This is a genomic window from Dyella sp. 333MFSha (assembly GCF_900102405.1).
Lineage (GTDB): Bacteria > Pseudomonadota > Gammaproteobacteria > Xanthomonadales > Rhodanobacteraceae > Luteibacter > Luteibacter mycovicinus.
Genome location: NZ_FNBR01000006.1, coordinates 1 through 25,160 on the forward strand (window position 1 = coordinate 1; position 25,160 = coordinate 25,160).

The following is a 25,160-nucleotide window of genomic DNA, read 5'->3' on the forward strand; positions in this document are numbered from 1 at the left end:
TGCCAACACCGCACGAGCGTCTTCAGAGGCTTTCAGCTGTCCCTGAAGCTGCGCGATGAGGCGTCGCTGCTCCACCGGATCGTCCGGTATCGCCGCTTGCCGTTCGCGCCATTCCTCCACCCATCGCCTCAGGGCTGTCGGCCCCAGACCCATCATCTGAGCGGCTTGAGGCGGGGTATATCCCACCTCGACCACCAGTCGTATTGCCTCGGCTTTGACCGCTGCCGGAATTTTTCTATGAGCCATGATTCACCTCGCAGGAGATTTTGCTCCTACTTGGTGGTCCTGAAAAACCCGGCCACTACAGCCCCGCGCGCGACATGTTTCAAGGCGGTGGCCGGGAGCTGGCGCGTAACCTTGCCAGGCAGCGCCGGAACGCGTCGCGCGCAGGGCGCGCTCCTACACTTTTCAGGCTTTCGCGGCAGCGCGTTTCTTTCGGTCCTCGTCGCGCAACTCGCGACGGAGGATCTTGCCGACATTCGTCTTCGGCAGGCTGTCGCGGAACTCGATCTGCTTGGGACGCTTGTAACCGGTGAGGTTCTCGCGGCAGTACTCGCTGAGGGCTGCTTCGGTCAGTGAGGGGTCCTTGCGGACGACGAAGAGCTTCACCACTTCGCCCGAGTGCTCGTCGTCGATACCGACGGCGGCCACTTCGTTCACGCCGGGGTGGCGCGCGACGATGTCTTCGATCTCGTTCGGATACACGTTGAAACCGGAGACCAGGATCATGTCCTTCTTGCGATCGACGATGTAGACGTAGCCGTTCTCGTCCATCTTCGCGATGTCGCCGGTGCGCAGCCAGCCGTTGGCGTCGAGCACCTTTGCGGTTTCGTCGGGACGGTTCCAGTAGCCCTTCATCACCTGCGGGCCCTTGATGCAGAGTTCGCCCACTTCGCCGAAGCCGAGCACGTCACCGTCATCGGACCAGATCTGCACGTAGGTGGACGAGATGGGCAGGCCGATCGAGCCGTTGTATTCCTTCAGGTCCAGCGGGTTGATGCAGGCGGCCGGCGACGTCTCGGTGAGACCGTAGGCTTCCGCCAGCGTCACGCCCGTCGTCTTCTTCCAGCGCTCCGCCACCGCGCGCTGCACGGCCATGCCGCCGCCGAGCGAGAGATGCAGTGCCGAGAAGTCGAGGTCGGCGAAGCCCGGCGTGTTGAGCAGGCCGTTGAAGAGCGTGTTCACGCCGGTGATGGCGGTGAAGCGCTCTTTCGAGAGCTCCTCGACGAAGCCCTTCATGTCGCGTGGGTTGGTGATCAGCAGGTTCATCGCGCCCATGCGCGTAAAGACCAGGCCGTTCGCCGTCAACGAAAAGATGTGATACAGCGGCAGCGCGGTGACGATGACTTCTTCGCCGGCCTTGGCCGAGCCGCTGATCCAGGCATCCGCCTGCAGCATGTTCGCCACCATGTTGCGGTGGGTGAGCATCGCGCCCTTGGCCACGCCGGTGGTGCCGCCGGTGTACTGCAGAAAGGCGATGTCGTCGTGACCGACTTCCACGGGCGGCAGAGCGTGCGACTTGCCGCGCTCGAGCGCGTCCTTGAAGCGGATGCTCGACGGCAACTTGTACGCAGGCACTTCCTTGCGGATGTGCTTGACGACGAAGTTGATGATGTTGCCCTTGGGAAAACCGATCAGGTCGCCGACGCCGGTGGTGATGACGTGATGCACCTTGGTGCCGTCAAGGGCCTGCTGCACCGTCGCCGCGAAGTTGTCGAGGACGACCAGCGCCTTCGCGCCCGAGTCTTCCAGTTGGTGATGGAGTTCGCGCGCCGTGTAGAGCGGATTGGTGTTCACTACCGTCAGGCCGAGGCGCAGTGCTCCGAACAGCACGATGGGGTACTGCAGGAGGTTGGGCAGCATGATCGCGATGCGATCGCCCTTGACCAGACCGAGTTCGCCGGAAAGGTAGCCGGCAAACGCGGTAGAGAGTTCGTCGATCTGCCCGTAGGTCAGAACCTTGCCGAAGTTTTTGTAGGCGGGACGGTCACGAAATTTCTTAAAGGATTCTTCGAAGACGGCCGCCACGGAGCGGTAGGCGTTGACGTCGATATCGGCGGGGATGCCGGCCGGGTAGTGGGCAAGCCAGGGACGTTCAATGCTCATGAATCGGACGCGCTCCGTAAAATGACTGTCGCACGGCACACGTCCCGTACGATGCGGCATTGGAGCATACGCGTGCGTATAGCGGCAAGCCGCAACGCAGCGTGAAATCAACCGGAGAAACCATGAGATTGCCGTCGATCCTCGCCTTCGTTTTCACCCTTGTCATCGCGCTGGCCGGGTGTCATGGCACCCCGGATGACGAGCGGATTCGTGAGGCCATCGCGACGACGGCGGCGGGAGCCGAAGCGGGCAAGGCGTCCGACACGGTCGCCGCGCTTAGCGATGACTTCGACGGTAACGCCGGACAATTCGACAAGCGGGCGTTGTCGAACATGGTTCGCCTGTTCGCATTGCGCGGGCAGGGCATCCACGTGCTGATGGGGCCGGTGACGGTCGAGCCGCGTGGCGAGCGGAGCGTGGCGAGGTTCACCGTGACGCTTACCGCCGGTAGCGGCGTGTTGCCGGATAACGCGGGGGCGTATGACGTCGAGACGGGATGGCGTAAGGACGGTGGGGAGTGGCGCTGTTTTACGGCTAGCTGGAAGCGGGCGTTGTAGATGAGATCGCCAGCGGGGCTGGCTCCTGCAAGAGCGGCGCGATGCCTGCTCTGGCAGGAGCCAGCCTCCTGGCGGTGCTTTAAGCGGCCTTGGCCAGCTGACGCAGCACGTACTGCAGGATGCCGCCGTGGCGGAAGAACTCGCGCTCCTTCGGGGTCAGCAGCAGCACCTTCACGGTGAACTCCTTGACGGAACCGTCCGGACGCACGGCCTTGACCGTCGCCGTCTTCGACTCACCGCCATTCAGGCCGGTGATGTCGAACACTTCGTCGCCCTTCAGACCGAGCGTCTGCGCGTTCTCGCCGTCCTGGAACTGGCAGGGCAGCACGCCCATGCCGACCAGGTTGGAGCGGTGGATACGCTCGAAGCTCTCGGTGATCACCGCCTTGACGCCCAGCAGCAGCGTGCCCTTGGCCGCCCAGTCACGCGACGAGCCGGTGCCGTATTCCTTGCCGGCGAGCACGACCAGCGGCGTACCGTCGGCCTTGTACTTCATGGCGGCGTCGTAGATCGCCATTTCTTCGCCGGTCGGGATGTACCGGGTGAAGCCACCCTCGACGCCGTCGAGCATGAGGTTCTTGATGCGGATGTTGGCGAAGGTGCCGCGCACCATCACGTCGTCGTTGCCGCGACGCGAACCGTAGGAGTTGAAGTCCTTCGGCTCGACGCCACGCGAGATCAGGAAACGGCCCGCCGGGCTGTCCTTCTTGATCGAGCCGGCCGGCGAGATGTGGTCGGTGGTGATCGAGTCGCCGAAGATGCCCATGGCGCGCGCGCCGTGAATGTCTTCGATGGTGCCGGCTTCGGCGGACATGCCGTCGAAGTAAGGCGGGTTCTTGATGTAGGTGGAGTCATCCCACGCGTAGGTCTGGCCATCCGGCGAGGCGATCTGGTTCCAGCGGCTGTCGCCCTTGAAGACGTCGGCGTAGCTGTCCTTGAACATCTGCGGATTGATGGCGCCCGCGATGGCGTCGGAGATTTCCTGGTTGCTCGGCCAGATGTCCTTGAGGTACACGGGCTGACCGTCGCTGCCGTTGGCGATGGGATCCCTGGTCAGGTCGATGTTGAGCGTGCCGGCGAGGGCGTACGCGACCACCAGCGGCGGCGACGCCAGGTAGTTCATCTTGACTTCGGGATGCACGCGGCCTTCGAAGTTGCGGTTGCCCGACAGCACGGACGCCACGGCGAGGTCACCCTCGGCGATGCCCTTGCTGATCTCGGCCGGCAGCGGACCGGAGTTGCCGATGCAGGTGGTGCAGCCGTAGCCGACCACGTAGAAATTGACCTTTTCCAGCTCTTCGAGCAGACCGGTCTTCTTCAGGTATTCGGTGACGACGAGCGAGCCCGGGCCGAGCGAGGGCTTCACCCACGGCTTGGAGGTCAGGCCGCGCGCGGCCGCCTTCTTCGCCACGAGGCCGGCGGCCAGCATGACGGCCGGGTTGGACGTGTTGGTGCACGAGGTGATCGCGGCGATCACGACGGAGCCGTCGTTGATGCGGAACGACTTGCCGTCCTTCTCGACCAGCACGCCGCCGTCTTCGCCGACGTTGTTGGCTTCGTTGCCGACCGCGGTGCCGCCGCCTTCATTGCTGAAGCTGGCTTCGCCGTGGCTCTTCGGCTTGCGGTTGGCTGTGAGCGGGCCGACCACGTCGAGGAAGCTCTGCTGCACGCCTTCGAGCAGTACGCGGTCCTGCGGACGCTTCGGGCCGGCCATCGACGGACGCACGTCGGCCAGGTCGAGTTCGAGCACGGTGGTGAACTCGGCTTCCGGCGTGTTGGCGTCGTGCCAGAGGTTCTGGGCCTTGGCATAGGTCTCGACCAGCGCGATCTGCGCCTCGTCGCGGCCCGACAGGCGCATGTAGTTCAGAGCTTCCTGGTCGATCGGGAAGATGCCGCAGGTCGCGCCGTATTCCGGCGCCATGTTGGCGATGGTCGCGCGGTCGGCCAGCGGCAGGTTCTGCAGGCCGCTGCCGAAGAACTCGACGAACTTGCCGACGACGCCGAGCTTGCGGAGCATCTGGGTCACGGTCAGGACGAGGTCGGTGGCGGTGACGCCTTCCGGCAGCTTGCCCTTCAGGCGGAAACCGACGACCTGCGGGATCAGCATGGACGACGGCTGGCCGAGCATGGCGGCTTCGGCTTCGATACCGCCCACGCCCCAGCCCAGAACGCCGATGCCGTTGATCATCGTGGTGTGCGAATCGGTACCGAAGACGGTATCCGGATAGGCGAACGACTCGCCGTCGACTTCATTGGTGAAGACGACGCGGGCGAGGTTCTCCAGGTTGACCTGGTGGACGATGCCCGTGCGCGGCGGCACGACCTTGAAGTTGTTGAAGGCCTTCTGGCCCCAGCGCAGGAACGAGTAACGCTCCTGGTTGCGCTCGAATTCGATGGCGACGTTCTCTTCCAGCGCGCTTTCCGAACCGAACGCGTCGACCTGCACCGAATGGTCGATGACCAGTTCGGCCGGCGCCAGCGGGTTGATCTTGTTCGGGTCGCCGCCGAGCTTGGCGACGGCGTCACGCATGGCGGCCAGATCGACCACGCAGGGCACGCCGGTGAAGTCCTGCAGCACCACGCGGGCGGGCATGAAGGAGATCTCGGTGTCCGGCTCGGCCTTGGCGTCCCATTTGGCCACGGCCTCGATTTCCTTCGAGGTGACGTTCACGCCGTCTTCCTGGCGGAGCAGGTTTTCCAGCAGGATCTTCATGGAGTACGGCAGGCGCTTGATGTCGTGCTGCGCGCCGAACTTGGCGAGGCTGGCGATCGTGTGGCGCTTGCCGTTGACTTCGATGCTGTCTCGTACCGAGAACGAATCTTTCATGCTGTACTCCTGGCGTGACGTTCTTTAGCTGGGGAGGCCTGGAGAAACCCCGCAGGGGTTCCGCCAAAGCGTCGATTATCGCGCAGTCCGCGGCCCCTGTGCGACCGCCACGAGTCTGGCGTCGGGCTAGAATGGCGGGCTTCGGGGCAGGGCCGGGCGATGATTCGGCGGCGAAAGGATGGAGCGGTAAGCGGATGGGCGCAAACGTATTTGATGGCACGCAGCGTTCGATGATTTCGATGGCCCTGTCGTCGGTGTCGCTGCGCGACCTCGCGCTGGTCCAGGCGGTGGCGCGCGAAGGCAGCTTCACCAGCGCCGCGCGGGCCATGTACATCAGCCCGTCGGGGCTCTCGCATCAGGTACAGAAGGTCGAGCAGGCCCTCGGCGTCCCCTTGTTCGAGCGCGGCGGCCGGCGGGTCGTTCCGACCGTCGGCGGCCAGCGCCTGCTGGGTTATATCGAGGCCGTGCTGGGTTCGGCCGAACACCTGGAGCACGCCGCGCGTGCCGGGGATGTGGCGTTTGGCGGCGAATTGCGCCTCGGCGTGCCGTCCACCCTGGGACCCTACCTGCTGCCGCATTTCATCGAGCCGTTCCCCCAGCGTTTTCCGGGCGCGCGGCTGACGATCTCCGAGGGCAAGCCACGCGGGCTGCTGCGCCGTCTTCACGAAGGCGAGCTCGATGCCGTGCTGGCGCCGCCGAGCACGACCGCCACCGGACTCGAATCCGCAGCGCTGTTCTTCGAACCGTACGAGCTGATGCTGAACGCGTCGCATCCGCTGGCCGGGCGGCCCTCCGTGGCGCTCACCGAGCTGGATGCCGCCGATGCCACCCTGATGGCCGAGAGCCACGGCAACGGCGTGTCGGACCTGGGCATGGCCGGCGCGGCGCGGCCGGAGCGGATTCAGGACCTGAGCCTGGAAAGCCTGGCGTCGCTGGTGGCGATGCGTGGTGGCTACACGCTGGTGCCGATTCTTGCGCACGAGCGGCTGGGGTCGATCCGCAACGTGGTGCTGGCGCAGGTGGAAGGGGCACGACCGGGCCGTCATATCGCGCTTTACTGGCGGAGTGCCACGCCGTGGCGTGAGGATCTGGACCGGTTCGGGGATTTGTTGCGGGAGCTGGCCGGGTCGATTCCGGGCCTGGATGCGGCCGCTTCGTAGACCTTAACCCCCGTCGTCCAGCGTGGAGCCCGTCAGCAACCCCCTCGCCAGCATCGCGCACTGCTTACGATAGATCAGCAGGTGCCACTGCCGCCCGCCGATCTGGTGGTACAGCACCGCCGACCGCACAGCCGCCAGCAACGACGCCCGCACGCGATCCACGTTCGCCTTCTGCTGAAGGTGCGTCGGATTGCCGGTCACCATGACGCGCGGCTTGAGCGTCGACAGCGTGGTCGAATAGACCTCCGCCAGCCGCGCCGCGACATTCGGGTGCTCGATCCCGAAATGCTCCACCTGCCGCTGCGTGGCGACGATGCCCTCGCGCACGCGATCGAGCAGACCGCGATGGCGCGACAGAGAGCGCTCCAGCCGCAGCACGGTGATCGCCATCCGCATCACCGCGATATCGCGGGTCTCGTCCTCGAACTGTGCCACGAGGGTGCGCAGGCCACGGCGGACGCCGCTGACGCCGCCATAGACGGACGCGACGGAATCCGCGTCGATACGGAACACGCTACCCACGCTCGCCTCGAATGCGGCATCTTCGCAACGGCCTTCGGTAGCCAGTTGCTGGGCCAGTGAGGCACCCTGGAAAACCCCCGCGAGGGCGAGGACGCGTTCTTCGTTCATGGGTAAAACCTGGAAAAAATGAGAGGGGATCGCGCGCAAGGCGCGCTCCTACAGCGTAGAGGGGGCGTGTAGAGACGCCGGGTCATGCCAGGCCGCCGTAGGTGGCGTCCGTGGCGGCGATCACCGCGCCGCCGAGGCAGGCCTCGCCGTCGTAGAGCACCACGGACTGACCGGGGGTGACGGCGCGCTGGGGCTCGTCGAACGACACATATAAGGTGTCGCCACGGATCTCGACGGCGCAGGCCTGGTCGGCCTGCCGGTAGCGCGTCTTCGCCGTGCAGCGGAAGGCGGGAGCGGGCGGCTCGCCTGCCACCCACGTCAGATCGGTGGCCGTGAGCCGGGTGGACTGCAGCCAGCGGTTCTCGCCGCCCTGGGCGACGATCAGCGTGTTGGTCGCGACGTCCTTGCCGACCACGTACCAGGGCTCGTTGGGCGCGTCGGCGCGGCCGCCGATGCCGAGGCCATTGCGCTGGCCCAGCGTGTAATACATCACGCCCTGATGCTCACCGATGACGCGCCCGTCGGGATCGACCATCGGACCCGGCCTGGCCGGCAGGTAGGCGGACAGGAAGGCGCGGAAGTCGCGCTCGCCGATGAAGCAGATGCCGGTGGAGTCTTTCTTCGCATGCGTGGGCAGCGCGGCTTCGCGTGCCATCTCGCGCACCAGCGGCTTCTCGATCTCGCCGACCGGGAACAGCGTGGCGGCGAGCTGCTTCTGCCCAAGCGCGTGCAGGAAGTAGCTCTGGTCCTTGGCGGCATCCACCGCGCGGAGCAACCGGTAGCGCCCTTCGTGAAAATCCACGCGCGCGTAGTGGCCCGTCGCGATCTTCTCCGCGCCGAGGGCCTGCGCGTGCTCGAGGAAGGTCTTGAACTTGATCTCGCGATTGCACAGCACGTCGGGGTTGGGCGTGCGGCCCGCCGCGTACTCGGCGAGGAAGTAGGCAAAGACGCCGTCCCAGTACTCGCCGGCGAAATTTCTTGCGTGAAACGGAATGCCCAGCCGGCCGCAGACGGCCACGGCATCCTTGCGGTCGTCGTCGGTGGTGCAGGGGCCGGAGCGGTCGTCCTCCTCCCAGTTCTGCATGAACATGCCTTCGACCTCGTGTCCGGCCTGCTGGAGCAGGAGGGCCGCCACCGACGAGTCCACGCCGCCGGAAACACCAAGGATCACCTTCACGCGGAGGGCTCGGGCAGGCGGCTGGTGACGGCGTCCAGCGGAAGGCGGCGTCCGTCCAGCCAGGCGTCGATCGTCTCGAGCACGAGCGGGCTGCGCAGGCGCGAGCCCAGCGCCGCGATCTCGTCGCGTCGCAGCCAGATCGCCCTGCGAATCCCCTCATCCAGGGGGCGATGCTCATCGTATGAGGTGACATGACCCGCAAAACCGAAACGCAGCACTTGTTCGCCGTGCTCCGGGCTGGCCCACTGCCAGACGCCGAGGAAAGCGTCGAGCGCGATGGTGTGGCCGGTTTCTTCCAGGGTTTCGCGGATCGCCGCGGCCTGCAGGCTCTCGCCCGGATCCAGATGACCGGCTGGCTGGTTATAAGCGACTTCGCCGAAGACATCCTCTTCGACGATCAGGTAGCGATCGCCGCGCGCGACGACGCACGCCACCGTGGCACGGGGGCGCCAGACGTTTTCAGGCTGGTTGGAAGTCGGCGGCATCGGCTGAAGGTCGGGTGGGCTCTGGAAAAAGGCATATTGTGCCATCACCTGTGGAAATCGAGCCGGAGGACGACGGAATTCCGGTGTATATAATCGAATCGCGTACCGACAGGTTGTCAATTAATGTCCCAGGAACACGAACACGATCAGGAAAGCGATCGCGGCCACGGGCTGGCGATCGAGAGCGTTCGTCCGGAAACGGCAAAACCGCCGCTCTTCCAGGTGGTTTTGCTGAATGACGATTTCACCCCCATGGATTTCGTGATCGAGGTTTTACGTACGTTTTTCGGCATGGATCAGGAGCGGGCGGTCCAGGTGATGCTCCACGTGCATACGCGAGGGAAGGGCGTGTGCGGCGTGTTCACTCGAGAGGTGGCAGAAACCAAGGTGACTCAGGTCAACGAGTACTCACGGTCGAATCAGCACCCGCTCTTGTGCACTATGGAAAAAATGTAGGCGCTCCCCCATCTGGTGTTCATGCGGCAATGAAACATGGGGCTGGTCCCCGCCGCCCACAGCTATCGGAGACGGTCCGTATGTTCAGCAAGGATCTCGAAGTCACCATCGGGCACTGCTACAAGCAGGCCCGTGAGCAGCGCCACGAATTCATGACCGTCGAGCACCTGCTCCTCGCGCTCACTGAAAACACCTCAGCCCTGGCCGCCCTGCGCGCCTGCGGCGTCGATCTTCCGCGACTTTCGGCCGATCTTCAGCGAATCATCGCTGAAACGGTGCCGGTACTGCCGGCCGGTGACGAGCGTGACACGCAGCCCACGCTGGGTTTCCAGCGCGTGCTCCAGCGCGCCGTCTACCACGTTCAGTCGTCGGGTCGTAAGGAAGTCACCGGCGCGAACGTGCTGGTAGCGATCTTCGGCGAAAAGGACTCCCACGCTGTGTACTTCCTGCATCAGCAGGAAATCACCCGGCTGGACGTGGTCAATTACATCTCGCACGGCATCGCCAAGATCGGCGACGAGTCGGCAGCGGCCGCTCAGAATCCGGAGCGCGACGGCGAGGAAGGCGGTGAAGGCAAGGGCAACCCCCTGAGCGAATACGCCGCCAACCTCAACGAACTGGCGATTCAGGGCAAGATCGACCCCCTGATCGGCCGCCAGGACGAAGTCGAGCGCACGATCCAGGTGCTCTGCCGCCGTCGCAAGAACAACCCGCTCTACGTCGGCGAAGCCGGCGTGGGCAAGACCGCCCTGGCCGAAGGTCTGGCCAAGCGCATCGTCGAGGGGCAGGTGCCGGAAGTGCTGGAAGACTGCACGATCTGGTCGCTGGACCTGGGCGCCCTCGTTGCCGGCACCAAGTACCGCGGCGATTTCGAAAAGCGCCTGAAGGCGGTCATCGGTCAGCTGAAGAAGCAGCCCAACGCGATCCTCTTCATCGACGAGATCCACACCATCATCGGTGCGGGCTCGGCCTCGGGCGGCACGATGGACGCCTCGAACCTGATCAAGCCCATGCTTGCGTCCGGCGAGCTGCGCTGCATCGGCTCGACGACGTTCCAGGAATTCCGGGGCGTGTTCGAGAAGGATCGCGCGCTGGCGCGTCGCTTCCAGAAGATCGACGTGGTGGAGCCGACCGTGGCCGACTCCATCGAGATTCTGAAGGGCCTGAAGACCCGCTTCGAAGAGCATCACTCGGTGGAGTACACCGGTGAAGCCCTGCGCGCGGCCGTGGACCTCTCGGTCAAGCACATCCCGGATCGCCTGCTGCCGGACAAGGCCATCGACATCATCGATGAAGCCGGCGCCCGTCAGCGGCTGCTCCCGGAAGACGAGCGTACGGGCAAGGTCGACGTGCCGGAAATCGAGTACATCGTGGCCAAGATGGCGCGCATCCCGGCCAAGCAGGTCTCGGCCTCGGATCGCGACGTGCTGCGCAATCTCGAGCGCAACCTGAAAATGGTCGTGTTCGGGCAGGACGGTGCGATCGAAGCCCTGTCCTCGTCGATCAAGATGGCGCGTTCCGGGCTGGGCGATCCGTCCAAGCCGATCGGCAGCTTCCTGCTCGCCGGCCCCACGGGTGTCGGCAAGACGGAGGTGACCAAGCAGCTCGCCATGCAGCTGGGCATTGAGATGGTGCGCTTCGACATGTCCGAGTACATGGAGGCGCATTCGGTCTCGCGCCTGGTCGGTGCGCCCCCGGGCTATGTCGGTTTCGACCAGGGCGGTCTGCTCACCGAGCAGATCACCAAGCATCCGCACTGCGTGCTGCTGCTGGACGAAATCGAGAAGGCTCACCCGGACGTCTACAACATCCTCCTCCAGGTCATGGATCGCGGTGTGCTGACGGATACGAACGGTCGCGAGGCGAACTTCAAGAACGTGGTGATCGTCATGACCACGAACGCGGGTGCGCAGCTGGCCTCGCGTCGCGGCATCGGCTTCGTCAAGCAGAACCACGCCACGGACGCCATGGAGACCATCCGTCGGATGTTCACGCCGGAATTCCGCAACCGTCTGGACGCGGTCATCCAGTTCAACGCACTGGACTTCGACCACATCCTGCGCGTCGTGGACAAGTTCCTGATCGAGCTCGAGGCCCAGCTGACCGAGAAGAAGGTGAGCGTCGACGTGACGCCGGAGGCCCGCCGCTGGCTGGCGGAACACGGCTTCGATCCGCAGATGGGTGCCCGCCCGATGGCTCGCGTGATCCAGGACAAGGTGAAGCGTGCGCTGGCCGACGAGCTGCTGTTCGGCAAGCTGGCCGATGGCGGCAAGGTGACGCTGTCGGTGGACGGCGACGAGCTTCACGTGGAAACTGAGTCGGCTGAGCCGGCGGCTGTGACGGCTTAAGTCGTAATGATGGATTGAAAGCAATGCTGGCTTGAGAGAAAGGGCGGCCTGCGGGCCGCCCTTTTTTGCCGCCAGAAATGAATACTGCCCCATGGAGATAACGCACATGTTCAGCAACGAAACCGAGCCCAAGCCGAACGCCGGTCAGGGTCAGGGCAGCACGTTCCTTGAAGAGAAAGCCTTCCGTGCGCGTACCGTGCTGGTGTTCGGCACGATCACCGATACCGTCGCCGCCGACACCGTCCGTCGCCTGCTGGCGCTGGACGCCGAGTCCGATGCGCCGATCGACATGATCGTCTCGTCGCCGGGTGGTCACCTGGAGTCGGGTGACGTGATCCACGACGTGGTCCGCTTCATCACCGCGCCGGTCAACATGATCGGTACCGGCTGGGTCGGCAGCGCCGCCACGCATCTGTACCTCGGTGCGCCGCGCGAGCGTCGCGTCTGCCTGCCGCAGACGCGCTTCCTCATCCATCAGCCCAGCGGCGGCGCGGGTGGTCAGGCCAGCGACATCGCGATTCAGGCCAAGGAGATCATGAAGGCGCGCGAGCGCATCGCCGGCGTCATCTCGCGAGAGAGCGGCCAGCCGATCGAGCGCGTGCGCGAAGACATCGAGCGCGATCTGTGGATGTCGGCCGAAGACGCGGTGAAGTACGGCCTGGTCTCGCGCATCGTCGAGCATCGCAAAGACGTGCGCCGCGACTGATTCCCTCAGGAATCGCGACAACAAAAAAGCCGCGGCGAAAGCTGCGGCTTTTTTTCGGCACCTACCCGGTGCAGCGCGAGACGCGCTTACTTCATACGGTAGGTGATACGACCCTTGGTCAGGTCGTAGGGGGTCATCTCGACCTTCACCTTGTCGCCGGTGAGGATGCGGATGTAATGCTTGCGCATACGGCCGGAGATATGGGCAGTAATGACATGCCCGTTCTCGAGCTGCACGCGGAACATGGTGTTGGGCAGGGTCTCCTGGACCGTGCCTTCCATTTCGATGACGTCGTCTTTTGCCATGTGTTCCGGGTCGATGAACGGCCGGAATGGCCGCATAAGTCCCTTAGTATGCCATGCCCGCCCGCCCGAGTCACCCCACGGGGCGGTCTCAGGCGAAGTGTTCGTCCAGCTTCCTGCGGATTTCTTCCTCGATGGTGCCCTTGAGCGGGGAGAGCAACATGCCCAGTTCGGCGGTCACGTGCACGTCGGTATCCGAGACGGCGATGGCGCCCTTCACGCCGGACCGGGCGAAGCTCATGGTGTCGCCGTTCCAGCTGCCTTCGGTGCCGAACTTCTCGCTCATGCGGGCGGCCACTTTCTCGACCACGGCGCGTGCCTCGGCCACGGTCCTGCCGTGCGGGCGGCGGATGTCGATCTTCGCCATGGGAGTCTCCTGTTCGTGGAAAGCGACGGAGTCTAGCAGGACCGGCATCACGCTACGTCGACACCTTTAAGTTCAAACAGATACCGCACTCTGCTAAAGTCGCTTCGTCAACGTCCCGGTTCCTCCATGCGCATCGAATTCGTCAGCTCGGCTCGCGGTGATTTCCACTGGTCACGGCCCGTGCTCACGATCGGCCGTGGTGAGGACAACGACCTGGTCGTGTCCGAAACCCAGGTAGCCGCGCGTCACGTCACCATCCATCGCGACCGCCGCGGCCTCGTCCTCGAGGTGGCCCCGGAGACGGGCCGTGTCTACGTCAATGCCCGTCCCGTACGCGAGCGTGCGCTGCTGCGTCCGGGCGACAGCCTGTCGCTTGGCGACTGCCGCATGTTGCTGCGGGACGATGCCGACCTCGATGCCCGCGAAACCGTCGAGCCGACCGACGCCCGGTGCACCGTTGCCTTGCGCCCGGTGGCGGGGCCGTTGTCCGGCCGCGTGATCGCGGTGGGCGACCGGCTCGAACTCGGTGCCACCCATGGGGCGTTGCCGCTCGAGTTGCCCGGCAACGACGCCGCCTTGCTCGTGCTGGCGTGGGAAGACGGTGAGCTGGTTCTCGATGGGTCCCGCGTACCCGCGCGGCATGCGGTCCGCGTCAACGGCGTCAAGCTCGTCCGCGCCGTGTTGCAGCCCGGCGACCAGATCGGTCTGGCCGCACACCGCTTCGTCGTCGATGGCCCCGGCTGGTCGGCAGAGCCTGTCGTCGTCATGCCGGAGCCGGAGGTCGAAGCCGACGCGGCGAACGACGAATCCGGCGGCGCCCGCGGCGACGTCTGGTGGCTGATCCTCACCGCCGCGCTGCTCGCGCTCGGCATCGCGCTGGTGCTCTTCGTCAAGCTCTGACCCGTCGTGTCGTAGCGTCCTCCTGGATCGTGTACCTCACATGCAGGATGGCGTCGGTGATACTCAGCAGCATCTCCCGTTGCGGCCGGTCGGCAGGGTCGGGAAAACTCAGGCGGATCTCGCCTGGGTCGTCGACCGGGATGCCTTCGAACGGAAGGTAGCGCGCATCGCTGAAATCGAGGACAAATTGCCCGCTGTCGGCCAGCCCCCGCGAGATCGCCACCGCCTGGCATCCACGCGGCATGCCGCCGGCGTAAGCGCCGCCATAGCTGAGCAGTGCGCGGATATCCTCGTAAGGGCCGAGGAGGGCGGGCAGGGTCAGTGCCATCGACTTGATCCGCCGTGTGGTGCCCAGGTTCATCGAGGTCGGGTAATCCGTCGCGATGCCTGCATCCTTGAGCGCGAACGAGATATCGAGTCCCTGCACGCCGTACTCCACCTTGAGCGCCCCACTGGCGCGAACGCTCATGCCCTCGCCCGCGTCTGCCCCCATGACCTCAGCGATCAGGTCGGCCAGTGGCTGGTCGGCGAGTGCCGCCAGGGATACCGTCCGTTCCACTTCCAGTGGGCGGATGTTCTGCTGCTGGAATGCCTGTTCCATACGTTGCAGACCAAGCAGCAATCCCTCTCCAGCCAGCAGGCCCTGATGCAGGTCATCCCAGACCCCGGGAAGGATGAACCCCGCCGGCTGCCCCGTTTCGTAGGTGTAGGCACTTTGCGCCTCACCGCACAGACCAAGCGCCATGTCGTACAACTGGTAATACAGCGTGCTGGCGCGGCTCGCCTGCCAGCCGAACAGCTCCTGCGAACTGAAACGGGTGGCGAGCAGGTCGCGCGTTGCCCTGGCATGCTCGTATTGCAGGTCGAGCAGTTCGCTCGCATCGATGGCTTGTCGCTGTTCGCTGGCGTTGATTTCCAACTGGATATCGATTTGTTCGATGTCGCCTTCGGCCAGCTTTTTTTGCGTGTTCCATTCGTCGCGGCGTACGGCGTAGGCCGCTTTCTGTTCAAGGCCGGCTGCCACCGACTCCATGCCGGCCGCTTCGAGCTGCATGCCCTGGACGACGGCGTTGCCGATGGCCGACCATTTGGTGCCGCCGACACCGAAAGACATTCCCGCGGTGTATGAATTCGGTACGGTGTCCAGGAATGCCGCGGCGGCGCCTGCGCCGGCCGTCAGATGGTAGAGCGGGGGCAATGCGTAACGAATGATCTGCGCCGCCGTCTCCTCGGACAGAAGGTTGCGATCGAACAGGGATTGATAGTGGTCCCGTCGCTGTTCGGCGCGAGCCCGGCTCTGTTTCAGCCCTCGCTCGGTCGTCTGCAGTTGCCGCTGACGATCGAGGTAGTCGTCTTTGATCAGCGCCTGGATAGCGACCGCCTGGTCCTCGCGCAACGCGCCCATGGCATCGCCGTCTTTTCGTTCCATCAGTGACTGCAAGGTCATGCCGAACTGCATGACCTCGCGAACGATCGAGCGCGCGCGTTCGAGGGCATAGAGGAATCGGTAGACCGGCATCGTCGCGACAGGTCCCCCGAGGTCACCACCATTCGCACCGGCTGCGAGACGCCGCTGCTGAAGTTCGCGCGGTGATACCGGTGTTTCGTAAAGAGGCAGGACCAGCGGTCGGCCGTCGAGTGACAGACCGGCACGCAAATAACGCAGGCGCATCGCGATGCGCGGCCACCACTGCAAGGTGTCGTCGTCCAGGGGTGAGAGAAACACGCCGTCGATGAGATCGATCTGGCCACGAGGGCCCGGGTCGGCGGGCAGTTCCTCGCCGGGTTCGACCATGCCCTCGAGGACATCCAGCGCGCCGAGGGTCGACGTGGCCGCTTTCGAGAGCGAGGGGTTGGGCCATAGCGATCCGGGCACTACGTGAAAGTACGGCTGCTCACCCAGCAGTTGCGACGCCTGCACGTACCACATCTTCGCTTCGGTCAGCGTATCGCGCGTCTGTTGCCGGTAGGCGCGATCACCGCGGTCGAGGTAGAGCTTCAGCCAGCGCTGGAAGATGGCCAGCTTGTAGTGCATGGGGTCGAGCATCGCGATGATGTCGGGGTCATCGGTGCTTTCCGTCCCCGTCGAACCCCAGCTGACGTCGTCTTGCAGCGGGAGTGGATTCCAGTACAGCGGCTTGTAGGCACTGTCGAGCAACGGGGCACCGTCGGTGCCAATATACCCGGACGAAGAAAAAAGCCGGCTTAGCCAGGTAGTGGCTTCGTCGAAATCCTGTTCGTCGATCAGGCGGCTCGCGATGAGTAGCGGGGCATGGAGGAAGAGCTCCCACAAATAGTAACCATATCCCGTACGCCAGACAGGCCAGTCGGACGGCATGTCGTGCTGAGTACGATAAGCCAGAAACGTCTCGATACCCCGGGATAGCGCTGCAATGAGGTGGCTGGAAACCGAGCGATGGGCGATGACGGTAGAGAGATCGATCAGGTCAAGCGTCACTTTGCCGGAAGCTTTTCCTGGATACTCGAATAAAAGGCTGGCATGGGGAAAGTCATCGTAGTAGTTCGATACTTTCGTTGAATTGGCTTCGTCGTCTGCTACGACTCCGTCGTCGTCCCTACTATTTTCAAGCTCTCTGTAATGAAGCGTTTGCCGTACGTGGATTCGCCCCGGGACGTCACGTAGGGTGAGTGAGAAATTATTATGTGAAGGCCATTCGCCCTCGGGTTTTTTCGTCATGTCGGGAGAAATGACAAAAAAATGATTCATCACCGCTCCCGTGAACAAGGCCGCTACGATGCCGAAGCTGTGATCTCCGCCGACGTTGACGGTCCCATCCGTAAAGGAAGTGTAATTCGCTCCCTGTGCCACATCATAGGTGTAAGACGTCCATCCGCTATCCGTCGTCTGAACGGCAATCATGAGGGTTACGTCGTAAAGGGGTGTCGTATCCGTGCTGGCCACGTTGCTGGGACGGACGCACCACCACGCTACGTGAAGCCGTGATCGATATACGAAGATGCTGGGTTTCACCGGCTCCCTATTGCCCGGCTGACACGTAACTTCGTGCCAGTCAGACCATTTCCACGCCGAAACGTAGGGATTGTCCACGCGCTGCCAGAAGTACCGCCGTGGGTTCTGTTCCAGGTGACCTAACATGAATATGTGAGTATTTTTTCCGTCCTCCACGAGGAACGCCGAGTCGTACCGCATGTCGAGACGATCGCACGTCGCGGCGACGAATTCGCGAAACACCGTTTCGGTGTGCTCCTTGGTCAGCCGGGCTGAAGCCAACGAATTCTCCAGCTTGCTGAATGCTTCGGTTTTTCGGTATCGCAGTGCGGGATCGAGAAAACTGCCCGGGTATCTGAGAAGTCGCTGGAGGCCAGCCCACGTGCCGTAGCGCTTGTGATAGGCGTCCCAGTAGTCAAAATAGCCTCCAGGCCGCTTCAGCTCGGCGAGTGCCGATGCGATCACTTCGGGTTCCATGCCCTCCCTGCAGCGATGCATATAGAGCTGCACGCTGGCGATCGCTTCGGCCAGCCGGGAAGTGGTGGGCTTCGCGGTGACGAGCGGATCGAGCAGGAGATACTCGTAGAGGTCGTCCGGCGTGTTGATGCGGCCGGTCAGTGTGCCCCAGTCGTTCAGTCGGATGTAGCAGGCGAGCCGCGCGTCGCGCAGACGCTCGGCGCAGGTCTCACTGACTCTGCGCTGCACGGAGGCTGGCGCGTGGTTGAGTGCGGCACGCGCGATGGCCGCGTGCTGGCCGCGACCGGAGAAGGTCGGCTCGGCTGAGTCCATCAACGCGAACGTCGACTCGAAAACGGTTAGCTGCGGATGGTCGATGCTCAGCAGGTCGCACTGAGCCAGTCGCGCCTTAATACAGCGTATATCGGACACGGTGCTTATTTTCGACTTGAGTACGCCGGTGAAGATGTGTTGCGTATCGTCCACGGACCACGCGTTCAGGATGGCGAACTCGGTGACGTCATATTCGTCTTTCTTCGCCTGTACCGCCTCGACGAGCTTCAGTCTGGCCTGGCTGATATCCCCTTTAATGCCGTCTCGCCATGCTGCGTACCAGGCCAGGTGAAAAAGCGTGGGCAGGCGCAGTGCGGGTGTCTGTCCCTTGTAAATCGGTGAGCTATATCCGTTCGGTGCGATGATGAGGCGTATGTCCTGTTCCTCGAAGCCATAGCGGCAGCAGACTTCGGCGAACTGGGTAAGCACGCGCACGTACTGGACCAGCTTTGGAGGCAGGTCGTCGCGGCCCAGCGGATGCTTGGTCTGCGGGTTGGCGAATGCGTCTTTCCAGAACGTCGCGGAACCGTATCCCGCCAGCTCCGGATCCGCTTCCTCGATCACGTCGTCGACCCAGGAGAGCATGGCTGCTGCCGCTTCGGCCTTCATGCCGAAATGCGTGGCGACGTGTCGGGACAGTTGCGAGATCATCCTGGCCTGCGTTAGCGCGTCACTCAAACCGTGCCCTTCCGCGTCGGTTCCCTCCTGTGCACTCTGATGCAGATTGGCGACAAACTTCAGGATGTTGTCGTCGGCGGTCGTCGCGTGCGTCCGCGCCGTCAGGCGGACGAGAGTGTCCACGTCCATTTTTTGTTCGCGAAGCCAGCAGGCGACGGTGTAAGTGCATTTGAGGATGCGAATGGATCGTTCCGCGAGATTGGATGCGCGTGTTTCGAAGAGCTGCTGGACGAGAGTCGTTTCCATCTGTGCCCACAACGCCAGGGTTTCACCCATGGTCAGGCCGACGAGCCTGGCGATAAGGGAGACGCGGTAGAGACCACTGAGCAGGTGCACATTGACTTCGACCTGTCTGGTCGTCGCAAAGCCCTCTCGTATGCAACGTTCGACCTGGTCCGGGAGCATGCCCAGTGCCTCGCAAATGCACTTCATGGGGGTGTTCTCTGCCAAGCCGGCACTTGCCAGGAAATCGTATTTCTTGCCGAGCATGGGAAGGATGGCAGGCGAATAGACGGTGCACAGGAACGACGCTTCTCTCGGACGACCGTAACTGTTCAGGTCGCCGACGAGTCCGGCGAATGCGTTTGCCGAAAGGCCGTGGAGATCGCGAATCTGGCTGAAGGCCGTGTAGAGCCTCGCATGTGCACGGAGGTCGGTGACGTCATAATCGATTTGTCGACCTATCCAGTCGATGTCTTCGAAGGATATGCCGAGAGATCGCTGGATGGCGATCGACCAGAGCATGCGGGCCCAGTTGCCACTGCCTCCGTTGACGATCTTGCCAGGGTCGCCGGGTTTGTCATGCACGATTTCGAACGCGGCGGGCGGGAGGGGGTTGTTGCCATCGTGGATGAAATAGGCGCCGTAGGTTTTCGGGTTCGTGCGCAACCCGTCGGGTCCGAACGCTGGCTCGACCGCCAGGAGATCGTGCACTTGCCCGACAGATAACCCGGTCTGTCGCGTCAGGTCGGTCACCCTTTCGGGAGTCGGCGTTCGCCAGGGCGTCGCGCCCTTGGCCAGGGTTGCCATACGCGCGGGGGCCCAGCGCAGCGTCGCCCGGCAAAGTTCCGGCGTTGCGCGCCAGGGCGCGCTGTCGTTGTAAGACACCGCCGGTTCAAATGCGTCGGCAACATCATCGAACAAAGCATCCAGTATGAATGCCTCCGTGGTTCCGAGGGCTCGGATCCACTCGTCGACGAGATCGGCGTCGGCATCGTACGGAAGCTCGAAGGGCGGGGACTTTTCTTCCTTGAGATTCCATTTGGCGTCGACGGCGGTCGCGAGGATCTCATTGACCAGGGTCAGGTTGGGTACCTCGTCATCCATATTGGCCTGGCTGAGTACGAACGTCGCCAGATCCGGTCGGCGTTTGTCGATGTGAAACACGCTGCTCACAAGGTGCAGCTTTTTCGCCTGCCGATAGAGGTCGACGAGGTAACTCGCAGGCGAGAACAGGCTGGCCACGGAGTCCGTGGCGGCGTAATTCCCGGCGCGTGCGAACCAGTCGTCGTATTGCGTGCCATCGCCGATGGTTGCGACGGTTCGCTGTCTCGCGTCCCCCGCGTCCAGCTTGCGGAGGGCGCGAGTGGTCGGGGACTGGCGGGCAATGAGGCGGTTATGCCACTGGGCCAGCGATGAGGCGCGGCTCAGTGCGGCGTCGTAGAGCGCATCGGCGTCGGTCGGGGTGTCGGCGTCCGCTGGCGTGTCGATCGTTCGGGCGTGTTCGAGAAAGGCGTGTCGTCCCTGGCGGACGACGTCCAGGCAGGAGATGAATCCGAGCCGGCTAAGGCCCGAGGCCAGGTCACTCGCGGAGATCCCGGTGCTCGGGATGGCATGGATCGGCATGGTCGCTTCCTTGCGTCGAGGGCGGCATCCTGTACCGCTTACGGTCTGGATTACAGTCCTTCAAGCATTCAGCCGTCGTGAAATTCGCTGATGTCCTGACGCAAAGTCAGGCGCGATCGAGGGCACTTTTCGGCATAATCGAAGCCTTCCTTCTGAGTGGACTCACAATGTCGCGAGCATGGAATTTCAGTGCCGGTCCGGCAGCGCTTCCCGAAGCGGTGTTGCGACGGGCGCAAGCGGAGATGCTGGACTGGAACGGCTCCGGGGCATCGGTCATGGAGCTCTCGCATCGCGGCAAGGCCTTCATGACCCTCGCAGCGGATGCCGAAGCGCGTCTTCGCCGGCTGATGAGCGTGCCGGCTGGGTACAAGGTGCTTTTCCTGCAGGGTGGGGCGACCCAGCATTTCGCGCAGATACCGATGAACCTGGCACCCGTGGGCGCGTCGGCCGACTATGTCGTTACAGGGCACTGGGGCGAGAAGGCCGTACGTGAGGCTTCGCCGTACATCACGGCACGCGTGGCAGCGACGTCGGAATCGGCGAATTATCTTGCGCTGCCTGCACGTGACACGTGGGATCTCGATCCGGGAGCGGCCTACCTGCACTACACGCCAAACGAGACGATCCATGGGGTCGAATTTCATGACGTGCCGGATGCCGGTGGTGTTCCCCTGGTGGCGGACATGTCATCGAACATCCTCAGCGAGCCGGTGGACGTCTCGCGCTTTGGAATGATCTACGCTGGCGCGCAGAAAAACATCGGGCCGTCGGGGCTGGTGGTGATGATCGTGCGGGACGACCTGCTGGCACGCGCGGGCCGTCCGATGGCCAAGATTTTTCGCTACGCGGAGCACGCAGCGAACGACTCCATGCTCAACACGCCGAACACCTGGGGCTGGTATCTCGCCGGGCTCACGTTCGAATGGCTGGAAGAGCAGGGCGGTCTCGTCGCGATGGGCGAACGCAATGCGCGCAAGGCGTCGACGCTGTATGACGCGATCGACGGCTCCGGCGGCTTTTATCGAAGCCCGGTCGAAGTGAGCGCTCGCTCGCGCATGAATGTGCCATTCACTCTGCATGACAGCGCGCTGGATGCGGCTTTCCTCGCCGAATCCGAGGCAGCCAGCCTGCTGGCGCTCAAGGGGCACAAGGCCGTCGGTGGCATGCGCGCGTCGCTGTACAACGCGGTGCCGCAGGAGGCTGTCGATATCCTCGTGAATTTCATGCGGGACTTTATGGCGCGGCACGGTTAAAGTCGGGAGTCACCGCACTGCAGCATGCTGTTTGCGGTGATAACCGTTTCATTTGCAACCACTTAGCTGCCTGGAAGTCCATGAGCAAGACCCCCACCGATAAGCAAGCCACGCTCGTCGAAGCGCGTACGCGCATCGACAGCATCGACCAGCAACTGCAGTCGCTCATCAGCGAGCGCGCCCGTTGGGCACAGCAGGTCGGCCGGGCCAAAGGCCCGTTGAAGGCGGCGGTGGAGTATTACCGACCCGAACGGGAGGCCCAGGTCCTGCGGGGCGTGATCGACCGTAACGATGGCCCGCTGCCCAACGCCGAGCTGGTCCGTCTGTTCCGCGAGATCATGTCGTCCTGCCTCTCGCAGCAGCAGCCGCTGAAGATCGGCTTTCTCGGTCCCGAGGGCACCTTCAGCGAGCAGGCCGTGCGCAAGCATTTCGGTCACGCCGCCTACGGTCTGCCCCTGGGCAGCATCGAGGAAGTCTTTCAGGAAGTCGCCGCGGGCAATGCCGATTTCGGCGTCGTCCCCGTCGAAAATTCCGGCCAGGGCATGATCCAGATGACGCTGGACATGTTCCTCGTGTCCAAGGCGACCATCTGTGGCGAAGTGGAACTACGCGTTCACCAGAACCTGCTCTCGCTCACGGGCGAGCTGAAGGACGTCAAGCGCATCTATTCGCATCCGCAGTCGTTGCAGCAGTGCCAGGGCTGGTTGCGCGTCAACCTGCCCAACGCCGAGCGCATCGCGGTGTCGAGCAACGCCGAGGCGGCCCGCACGGCAAAGCTGTCGCCGGAGTCCGCGGCCATCGCTGGCGAGACGGCCGGGCGTGTGTACGGTCTGAAGACCGTGGCCGGCCCCATCGAGGACCGCTCGGACAACACGACGCGCTTTCTCGTCATCGGTCGTTCGATCTTCCCGCCGTCGGGTAACGATCGCACGTCGCTGCTGGTTTCCGTGCGTGACAAGCCGGGCGCGTTGTACGACGTGCTCAGCCCGCTGGCGCAGCACGGCATCAGCATGAACCGCATCGAGTCGCGCCCGGCGCACACGGGCAAGTGGCAGTACGCGTTCTTCATCGACGTCTCCGGCCATGTCGAGGACGAGTCGATGAAGGCCGCCCTCGAGGAAATGAAGCCCGCGGCTGCCGACGTGCGCGTGCTCGGTTCCTACCCGGTCGCCTTGCCGTGACCGGCGTGTTCGACGCGGCGGCGCTCGCCAACCGGGCGACGTCGGCGCTGCGTGCCTACGATCCCGGTCATGACCTGCCCGCGCTGCGCCGTCGTTTCGGTGCGGTGATTTCCGAGCTCGGCTCCAACGAGAATCCGCTCGGCCCGAGCCGCCTCGCCACACAGGCGGCGACGCGCGTGCTCGAGGAGATGTGGCGCTATCCCGATCCCAGCGGCAAGTCGCTCAAAGAGCGCCTCTCGTCGGAACTGGGCGTCCCGCTGGCCGGCATCACCCTGGGCAACGGTTCGCATGAACTGCTGATGTTGCTGGCGCAGTGCTTCGCCGATGCGGATCACCCGGTGGTGTTCTCGCAGTACGGCTTCGCGGTGTTTCCCATAGCGGCCGCCGCCGCCGGTGCGCCGGGTATCGCCGTGCCGGCGTTGCCGGCCGATCATCCGGACGCGCCGTACGGTCATGACCTCGATGCCATCGCCGCGGCGGTCACGCCGACGACGCGGCTGATCTATCTGGCCAACCCGAACAACCCGACTGGCACCTGGTTCACCGACGCCGCGCTCGAAGCCTTTCTCGAACGCGTGCCAGACGAAACGATCGTAGTGGTCGACGAGGCCTACCACGAGTACGTCGACGCGGCGGGCCTCAGCACGGCGCTGCACCTGCTGGGTCGCTTCCCGAATCTGGTCGTGACGCGCACCTTCTCCAAGGCGCATGGTCTGGCCGGGCTGCGTATCGGCTACATGTTGAGTCATCCGTCCGTGGCCGCGGTGTGCGAACGCCTGCGTGAGTCCTTCAACGTGAATGTCGTGGCGCTCGCCGCGGCCGAAGCGGCGCTGGGCGATCACGAGCATCGCGCCCGCGTGCGCGAGGTCAATCGTCGCGACCGCGCGTGGCTGACCGGGGAGCTCACGGCGCGCGGCATGCGCGTGCTCCCATCGCAGACCAACTTCCTGCTCGTCGATCTCGGTCGCGACGCCGCCTCGTTCGAGGCGCACCTCTTCGAGCGCGCCGTCATCGTGCGCCCCATGGGTGGCTATCGCCTGCCCGACACGGTACGCATCAGCATCGGCAGCCGCGCTGAACTACAACGTCTTCTGGAGAATCTGCCATGAGCCGCATGGACTGGCAAAGCCGCGCAGGCACCGCTCTGCACGGCGATATCGTCGTACCCGGTGACAAATCCGTATCCCATCGCGCTTTGATGTTCGGCGCCCTGGCTGAAGGTGTGACCCATATCCGTGGCTTCCTCGAAGGTGAGGACACTCGCGCCACGGCGGCGATCCTCGGCAAGCTCGGCGTGCGCTTCGACACGCCGGCACCGGGCGAGCGTGTCGTGCACGGCGTGGGCCTGCATGGCCTGCGCGGTACGACGGAGGACCTGGATTGCGGAAACGCAGGCACCGGAATGCGCCTCCTTGCCGGCCTGCTTGCAGGTCAGGCGTTCGGCAGCACGCTGGTCGGCGATGAATCGCTGTCGCGCCGGCCGATGCGTCGCGTAACGGATCCGCTCGCTCTGATGGGCGCGACCATCGACACCGAGGACGGCAAACCGCCGCTACGCATCCATGCCGGCGCGAAGCTCCGGGGCATCAGCTACCGGCCGCCCGTGGCGAGCGCCCAGATCAAGTCGGCGTTGTTGCTGGCCGGCCTGTACGCCGAAGGCACGACGGAGGTTATCGAGCCGCATCCGACCCGCGACTACACCGAGAGCATGCTCAAGGCGTTCGGCTGGCCCATCGAGTATTCGCCGGGCAAGGCGAAGCTCGAAGGCGGTCACCGCCTGACCGCGGTCGATGTGGACGTCCCGGCCGACTTCTCCTCGGCGGCGTTCTTCATCGTCGCCGCCTGCGTGGTGCCGGGTTCGCATGTACGGATCAAGGGTGTGGGCCTCAATCCACGTCGTACCGGCCTGCTGGCGGCGCTCGAACTCATGGGTGCGGACATCGCGGTCGAGAACGAGCGCAGCAGCGGCGGTGAAGACATTGGCGACCTCGTCGTGCGCTATCGGAAGCTTCACGGGGTGGCACTGCCCCTCGATATCGTGCCCGACATGATCGACGAGTTCCCGGCCTTGTTCGTCGCGGCGGCGGTCGCCGAGGGCATGACCACGATCCGTGGCGCGGCCGAACTCCGGGTCAAGGAGTCCGACCGCATCGCCAGCATGGCCAACGGCCTGAAGGCCTGTGGCGTGCTGATCGACGAACTGCCGGACGGCGCGATGATCCGTGGTGGCACGATCGGTGGCGGCAACGTCGACAGCCACGGCGACCACCGCATCGCGATGAGTTTCGCCATCGCCGGCCTCGTCGCTTCCGCGCCGATCTCGATCGGCGACTGTACGAATGTCGCCACGTCATTCCCGGGGTTCATGGAGCTGGCCAACGGTCTGGGCTTCAATCTCTCGGTCGTCTGATTCCGCCGTACG

At 64.1% G+C, this 25,160-nt stretch carries 19 protein-coding genes; 10 read left to right on the plus strand and 9 right to left on the minus strand.

The features are described from left to right. Positions 1 to 246 (minus strand): transposase (locus BLT40_RS17600; protein ID WP_090355343.1); only part of this gene is annotated, 246 nt, incomplete at its 3' end. 162 nt (positions 247 to 408) lie between these two features. Continuing rightward, entirely contained in the window at positions 409 to 2,106 is a 1,698-nt protein-coding gene (locus BLT40_RS17605; RefSeq protein ID WP_079522964.1) for an AMP-binding protein, read from the minus strand. A 122-nt stretch (positions 2,107 to 2,228) separates the two neighbouring features. Here BLT40_RS17605 and BLT40_RS17610 point away from each other — a divergent pair, with 122 nt between their 5' ends. Continuing rightward, complete coding sequence (locus tag BLT40_RS17610; RefSeq protein ID WP_079522963.1) at positions 2,229 to 2,663, plus strand: hypothetical protein; 435 nt, start codon at positions 2,229 to 2,231, stop codon at positions 2,661 to 2,663. Positions 2,664 to 2,742: 79 nt separating this feature from the next. Here BLT40_RS17610 and acnA read toward each other — a convergent pair whose 3' ends face one another. Continuing rightward, positions 2,743 to 5,490: an aconitate hydratase AcnA gene (acnA, locus tag BLT40_RS17615; RefSeq protein WP_079522962.1), complete on the minus strand. Its 2,748-nt coding sequence runs from the start codon at positions 5,488 to 5,490 to the stop codon at positions 2,743 to 2,745. Between the two features lie 194 nt (positions 5,491 to 5,684). On the opposite strand from acnA, the gene BLT40_RS17620 reads away from it, so the two are divergent. Further along, positions 5,685 to 6,650: a LysR family transcriptional regulator gene (locus tag BLT40_RS17620; protein ID WP_255364059.1), complete on the plus strand. Its 966-nt coding sequence runs from the start codon at positions 5,685 to 5,687 to the stop codon at positions 6,648 to 6,650. Between the two features lie 3 nt (positions 6,651 to 6,653). On the opposite strand, the gene hflD is transcribed toward BLT40_RS17620, so the two are convergent. The 3 genes from hflD to BLT40_RS17635 form a co-directional block, all read right to left on the minus strand. Further along, positions 6,654 to 7,280: a high frequency lysogenization protein HflD gene (hflD, locus tag BLT40_RS17625; RefSeq protein ID WP_079522961.1), complete on the minus strand. Its 627-nt coding sequence runs from the start codon at positions 7,278 to 7,280 to the stop codon at positions 6,654 to 6,656. An 82-nt stretch (positions 7,281 to 7,362) separates the two neighbouring features. Beyond that, a complete protein-coding gene (mnmA, locus tag BLT40_RS17630) occupies positions 7,363 to 8,457 on the minus strand; it encodes a tRNA 2-thiouridine(34) synthase MnmA (protein WP_079522960.1) in 1,095 nt (364 codons plus the stop codon). Then, positions 8,454 to 8,942, minus strand: a complete 489-nt coding sequence (locus tag BLT40_RS17635) for an NUDIX hydrolase (protein ID WP_079522968.1) — start codon at positions 8,940 to 8,942, stop codon at positions 8,454 to 8,456. The genes mnmA and BLT40_RS17635 overlap by 4 nt, the downstream gene beginning before the upstream one ends. A gap of 123 nt (positions 8,943 to 9,065) precedes the next feature. Here BLT40_RS17635 and clpS point away from each other — a divergent pair, with 123 nt between their 5' ends. The 3 genes from clpS to BLT40_RS17650 all read left to right on the plus strand — a co-directional run bounded on the left by clpS (position 9,066) and on the right by BLT40_RS17650 (position 12,452). Then, positions 9,066 to 9,398: an ATP-dependent Clp protease adapter ClpS gene (gene clpS, locus BLT40_RS17640; RefSeq protein ID WP_079522959.1), complete on the plus strand. Its 333-nt coding sequence runs from the start codon at positions 9,066 to 9,068 to the stop codon at positions 9,396 to 9,398. An 80-nt stretch (positions 9,399 to 9,478) separates the two neighbouring features. Then, on the plus strand, positions 9,479 to 11,746 hold the full coding sequence (clpA, locus tag BLT40_RS17645; protein ID WP_079522958.1) for an ATP-dependent Clp protease ATP-binding subunit ClpA: 2,268 nt from the start codon (positions 9,479 to 9,481) through the stop codon (positions 11,744 to 11,746). Between the two features lie 106 nt (positions 11,747 to 11,852). Then, the gene (locus BLT40_RS17650) at positions 11,853 to 12,452 is read left to right on the plus strand and encodes an ATP-dependent Clp protease proteolytic subunit (RefSeq protein ID WP_090355345.1); all 600 of its coding nucleotides are present in this window, start codon (positions 11,853 to 11,855) and stop codon (positions 12,450 to 12,452) included. Between the two features lie 86 nt (positions 12,453 to 12,538). Here BLT40_RS17650 and infA read toward each other — a convergent pair whose 3' ends face one another. Both infA and BLT40_RS17660 read right to left on the minus strand, forming a co-directional pair. Next, positions 12,539 to 12,757: a translation initiation factor IF-1 gene (gene infA / locus BLT40_RS17655; RefSeq protein ID WP_019466733.1), complete on the minus strand. Its 219-nt coding sequence runs from the start codon at positions 12,755 to 12,757 to the stop codon at positions 12,539 to 12,541. An 88-nt stretch (positions 12,758 to 12,845) separates the two neighbouring features. Further along, a complete protein-coding gene (locus BLT40_RS17660; RefSeq protein ID WP_036114590.1) occupies positions 12,846 to 13,121 on the minus strand; it encodes a polyhydroxyalkanoic acid system family protein in 276 nt (91 codons plus the stop codon). Between the two features lie 126 nt (positions 13,122 to 13,247). Between BLT40_RS17660 and BLT40_RS17665 the strand changes: the two genes are divergently transcribed. Next, positions 13,248 to 14,021 (plus strand): FHA domain-containing protein, encoded by a 774-nt coding sequence (locus BLT40_RS17665; protein ID WP_079522956.1) that lies wholly within the window; start codon positions 13,248 to 13,250, stop codon positions 14,019 to 14,021. Here BLT40_RS17665 and BLT40_RS17670 read toward each other — a convergent pair. After that, a complete protein-coding gene (locus BLT40_RS17670) occupies positions 14,011 to 20,304 on the minus strand; it encodes a Tc toxin subunit A-related protein (protein WP_079522955.1) in 6,294 nt (2,097 codons plus the stop codon). The two genes, BLT40_RS17665 and BLT40_RS17670, sit on opposite strands and share 11 nt — an antisense overlap. A gap of 167 nt (positions 20,305 to 20,471) precedes the next feature. On the opposite strand from BLT40_RS17670, the gene serC reads away from it, so the two are divergent. The 4 genes from serC (at position 20,472) to aroA (ending at position 25,148) form a co-directional block, all read left to right on the plus strand. After that, positions 20,472 to 21,557, plus strand: coding sequence for a 3-phosphoserine/phosphohydroxythreonine transaminase (gene serC / locus BLT40_RS17675; protein ID WP_079522954.1), 1,086 nt, complete (start codon positions 20,472 to 20,474; stop codon positions 21,555 to 21,557). An 80-nt stretch (positions 21,558 to 21,637) separates the two neighbouring features. Beyond that, positions 21,638 to 22,738 carry a prephenate dehydratase gene (gene pheA, locus BLT40_RS17680; protein WP_079522953.1) on the plus strand — a complete coding sequence of 367 codons (1,101 nt, stop codon included), beginning with the start codon at positions 21,638 to 21,640 and terminating at the stop codon, positions 22,736 to 22,738. Next, positions 22,735 to 23,847, plus strand: a complete 1,113-nt coding sequence (gene hisC / locus BLT40_RS17685) for a histidinol-phosphate transaminase (RefSeq protein WP_079522952.1) — start codon at positions 22,735 to 22,737, stop codon at positions 23,845 to 23,847. Before pheA ends, hisC begins: the two co-directional genes overlap by 4 nt. Continuing rightward, a complete protein-coding gene (gene aroA / locus BLT40_RS17690) occupies positions 23,844 to 25,148 on the plus strand; it encodes a 3-phosphoshikimate 1-carboxyvinyltransferase (protein ID WP_079522951.1) in 1,305 nt (434 codons plus the stop codon). Before hisC ends, aroA begins: the two co-directional genes overlap by 4 nt. The last annotated feature ends 12 nt before the right edge of the window (positions 25,149 to 25,160 follow it).

Bases quoted from the DNA above. Each gene is read 5' to 3' on its own strand.
- BLT40_RS17605 (WP_079522964.1), bottom strand. From the start codon at position 2,106: ATGAGCATTGAACGTCCCTGGCTTGCCCACTACCCGGCCGGCATCCCC.
- clpS (WP_079522959.1), top strand. From the start codon at position 9,066: ATGTCCCAGGAACACGAACACGATCAGGAAAGCGATCGCGGCCACGGG.
- hflD (WP_079522961.1), bottom strand. From the start codon at position 7,280: ATGAACGAAGAACGCGTCCTCGCCCTCGCGGGGGTTTTCCAGGGTGCC.
- pheA (WP_079522953.1), top strand. From the start codon at position 21,638: ATGAGCAAGACCCCCACCGATAAGCAAGCCACGCTCGTCGAAGCGCGT.
- BLT40_RS17650 (WP_090355345.1), top strand. From the start codon at position 11,853: ATGTTCAGCAACGAAACCGAGCCCAAGCCGAACGCCGGTCAGGGTCAG.
- BLT40_RS17620 (WP_255364059.1), top strand. From the start codon at position 5,685: ATGGGCGCAAACGTATTTGATGGCACGCAGCGTTCGATGATTTCGATG.
- BLT40_RS17670 (WP_079522955.1), bottom strand. From the start codon at position 20,304: ATGCCGATCCATGCCATCCCGAGCACCGGGATCTCCGCGAGTGACCTG.
- BLT40_RS17635 (WP_079522968.1), bottom strand. From the start codon at position 8,942: ATGCCGCCGACTTCCAACCAGCCTGAAAACGTCTGGCGCCCCCGTGCC.
- BLT40_RS17660 (WP_036114590.1), bottom strand. From the start codon at position 13,121: ATGGCGAAGATCGACATCCGCCGCCCGCACGGCAGGACCGTGGCCGAG.
- clpA (WP_079522958.1), top strand. From the start codon at position 9,479: ATGTTCAGCAAGGATCTCGAAGTCACCATCGGGCACTGCTACAAGCAG.
- BLT40_RS17665 (WP_079522956.1), top strand. From the start codon at position 13,248: ATGCGCATCGAATTCGTCAGCTCGGCTCGCGGTGATTTCCACTGGTCA.
- acnA (WP_079522962.1), bottom strand. From the start codon at position 5,490: ATGAAAGATTCGTTCTCGGTACGAGACAGCATCGAAGTCAACGGCAAG.
- infA (WP_019466733.1), bottom strand. From the start codon at position 12,757: ATGGCAAAAGACGACGTCATCGAAATGGAAGGCACGGTCCAGGAGACC.
- aroA (WP_079522951.1), top strand. From the start codon at position 23,844: ATGAGCCGCATGGACTGGCAAAGCCGCGCAGGCACCGCTCTGCACGGC.
- BLT40_RS17610 (WP_079522963.1), top strand. From the start codon at position 2,229: ATGAGATTGCCGTCGATCCTCGCCTTCGTTTTCACCCTTGTCATCGCG.
- serC (WP_079522954.1), top strand. From the start codon at position 20,472: ATGTCGCGAGCATGGAATTTCAGTGCCGGTCCGGCAGCGCTTCCCGAA.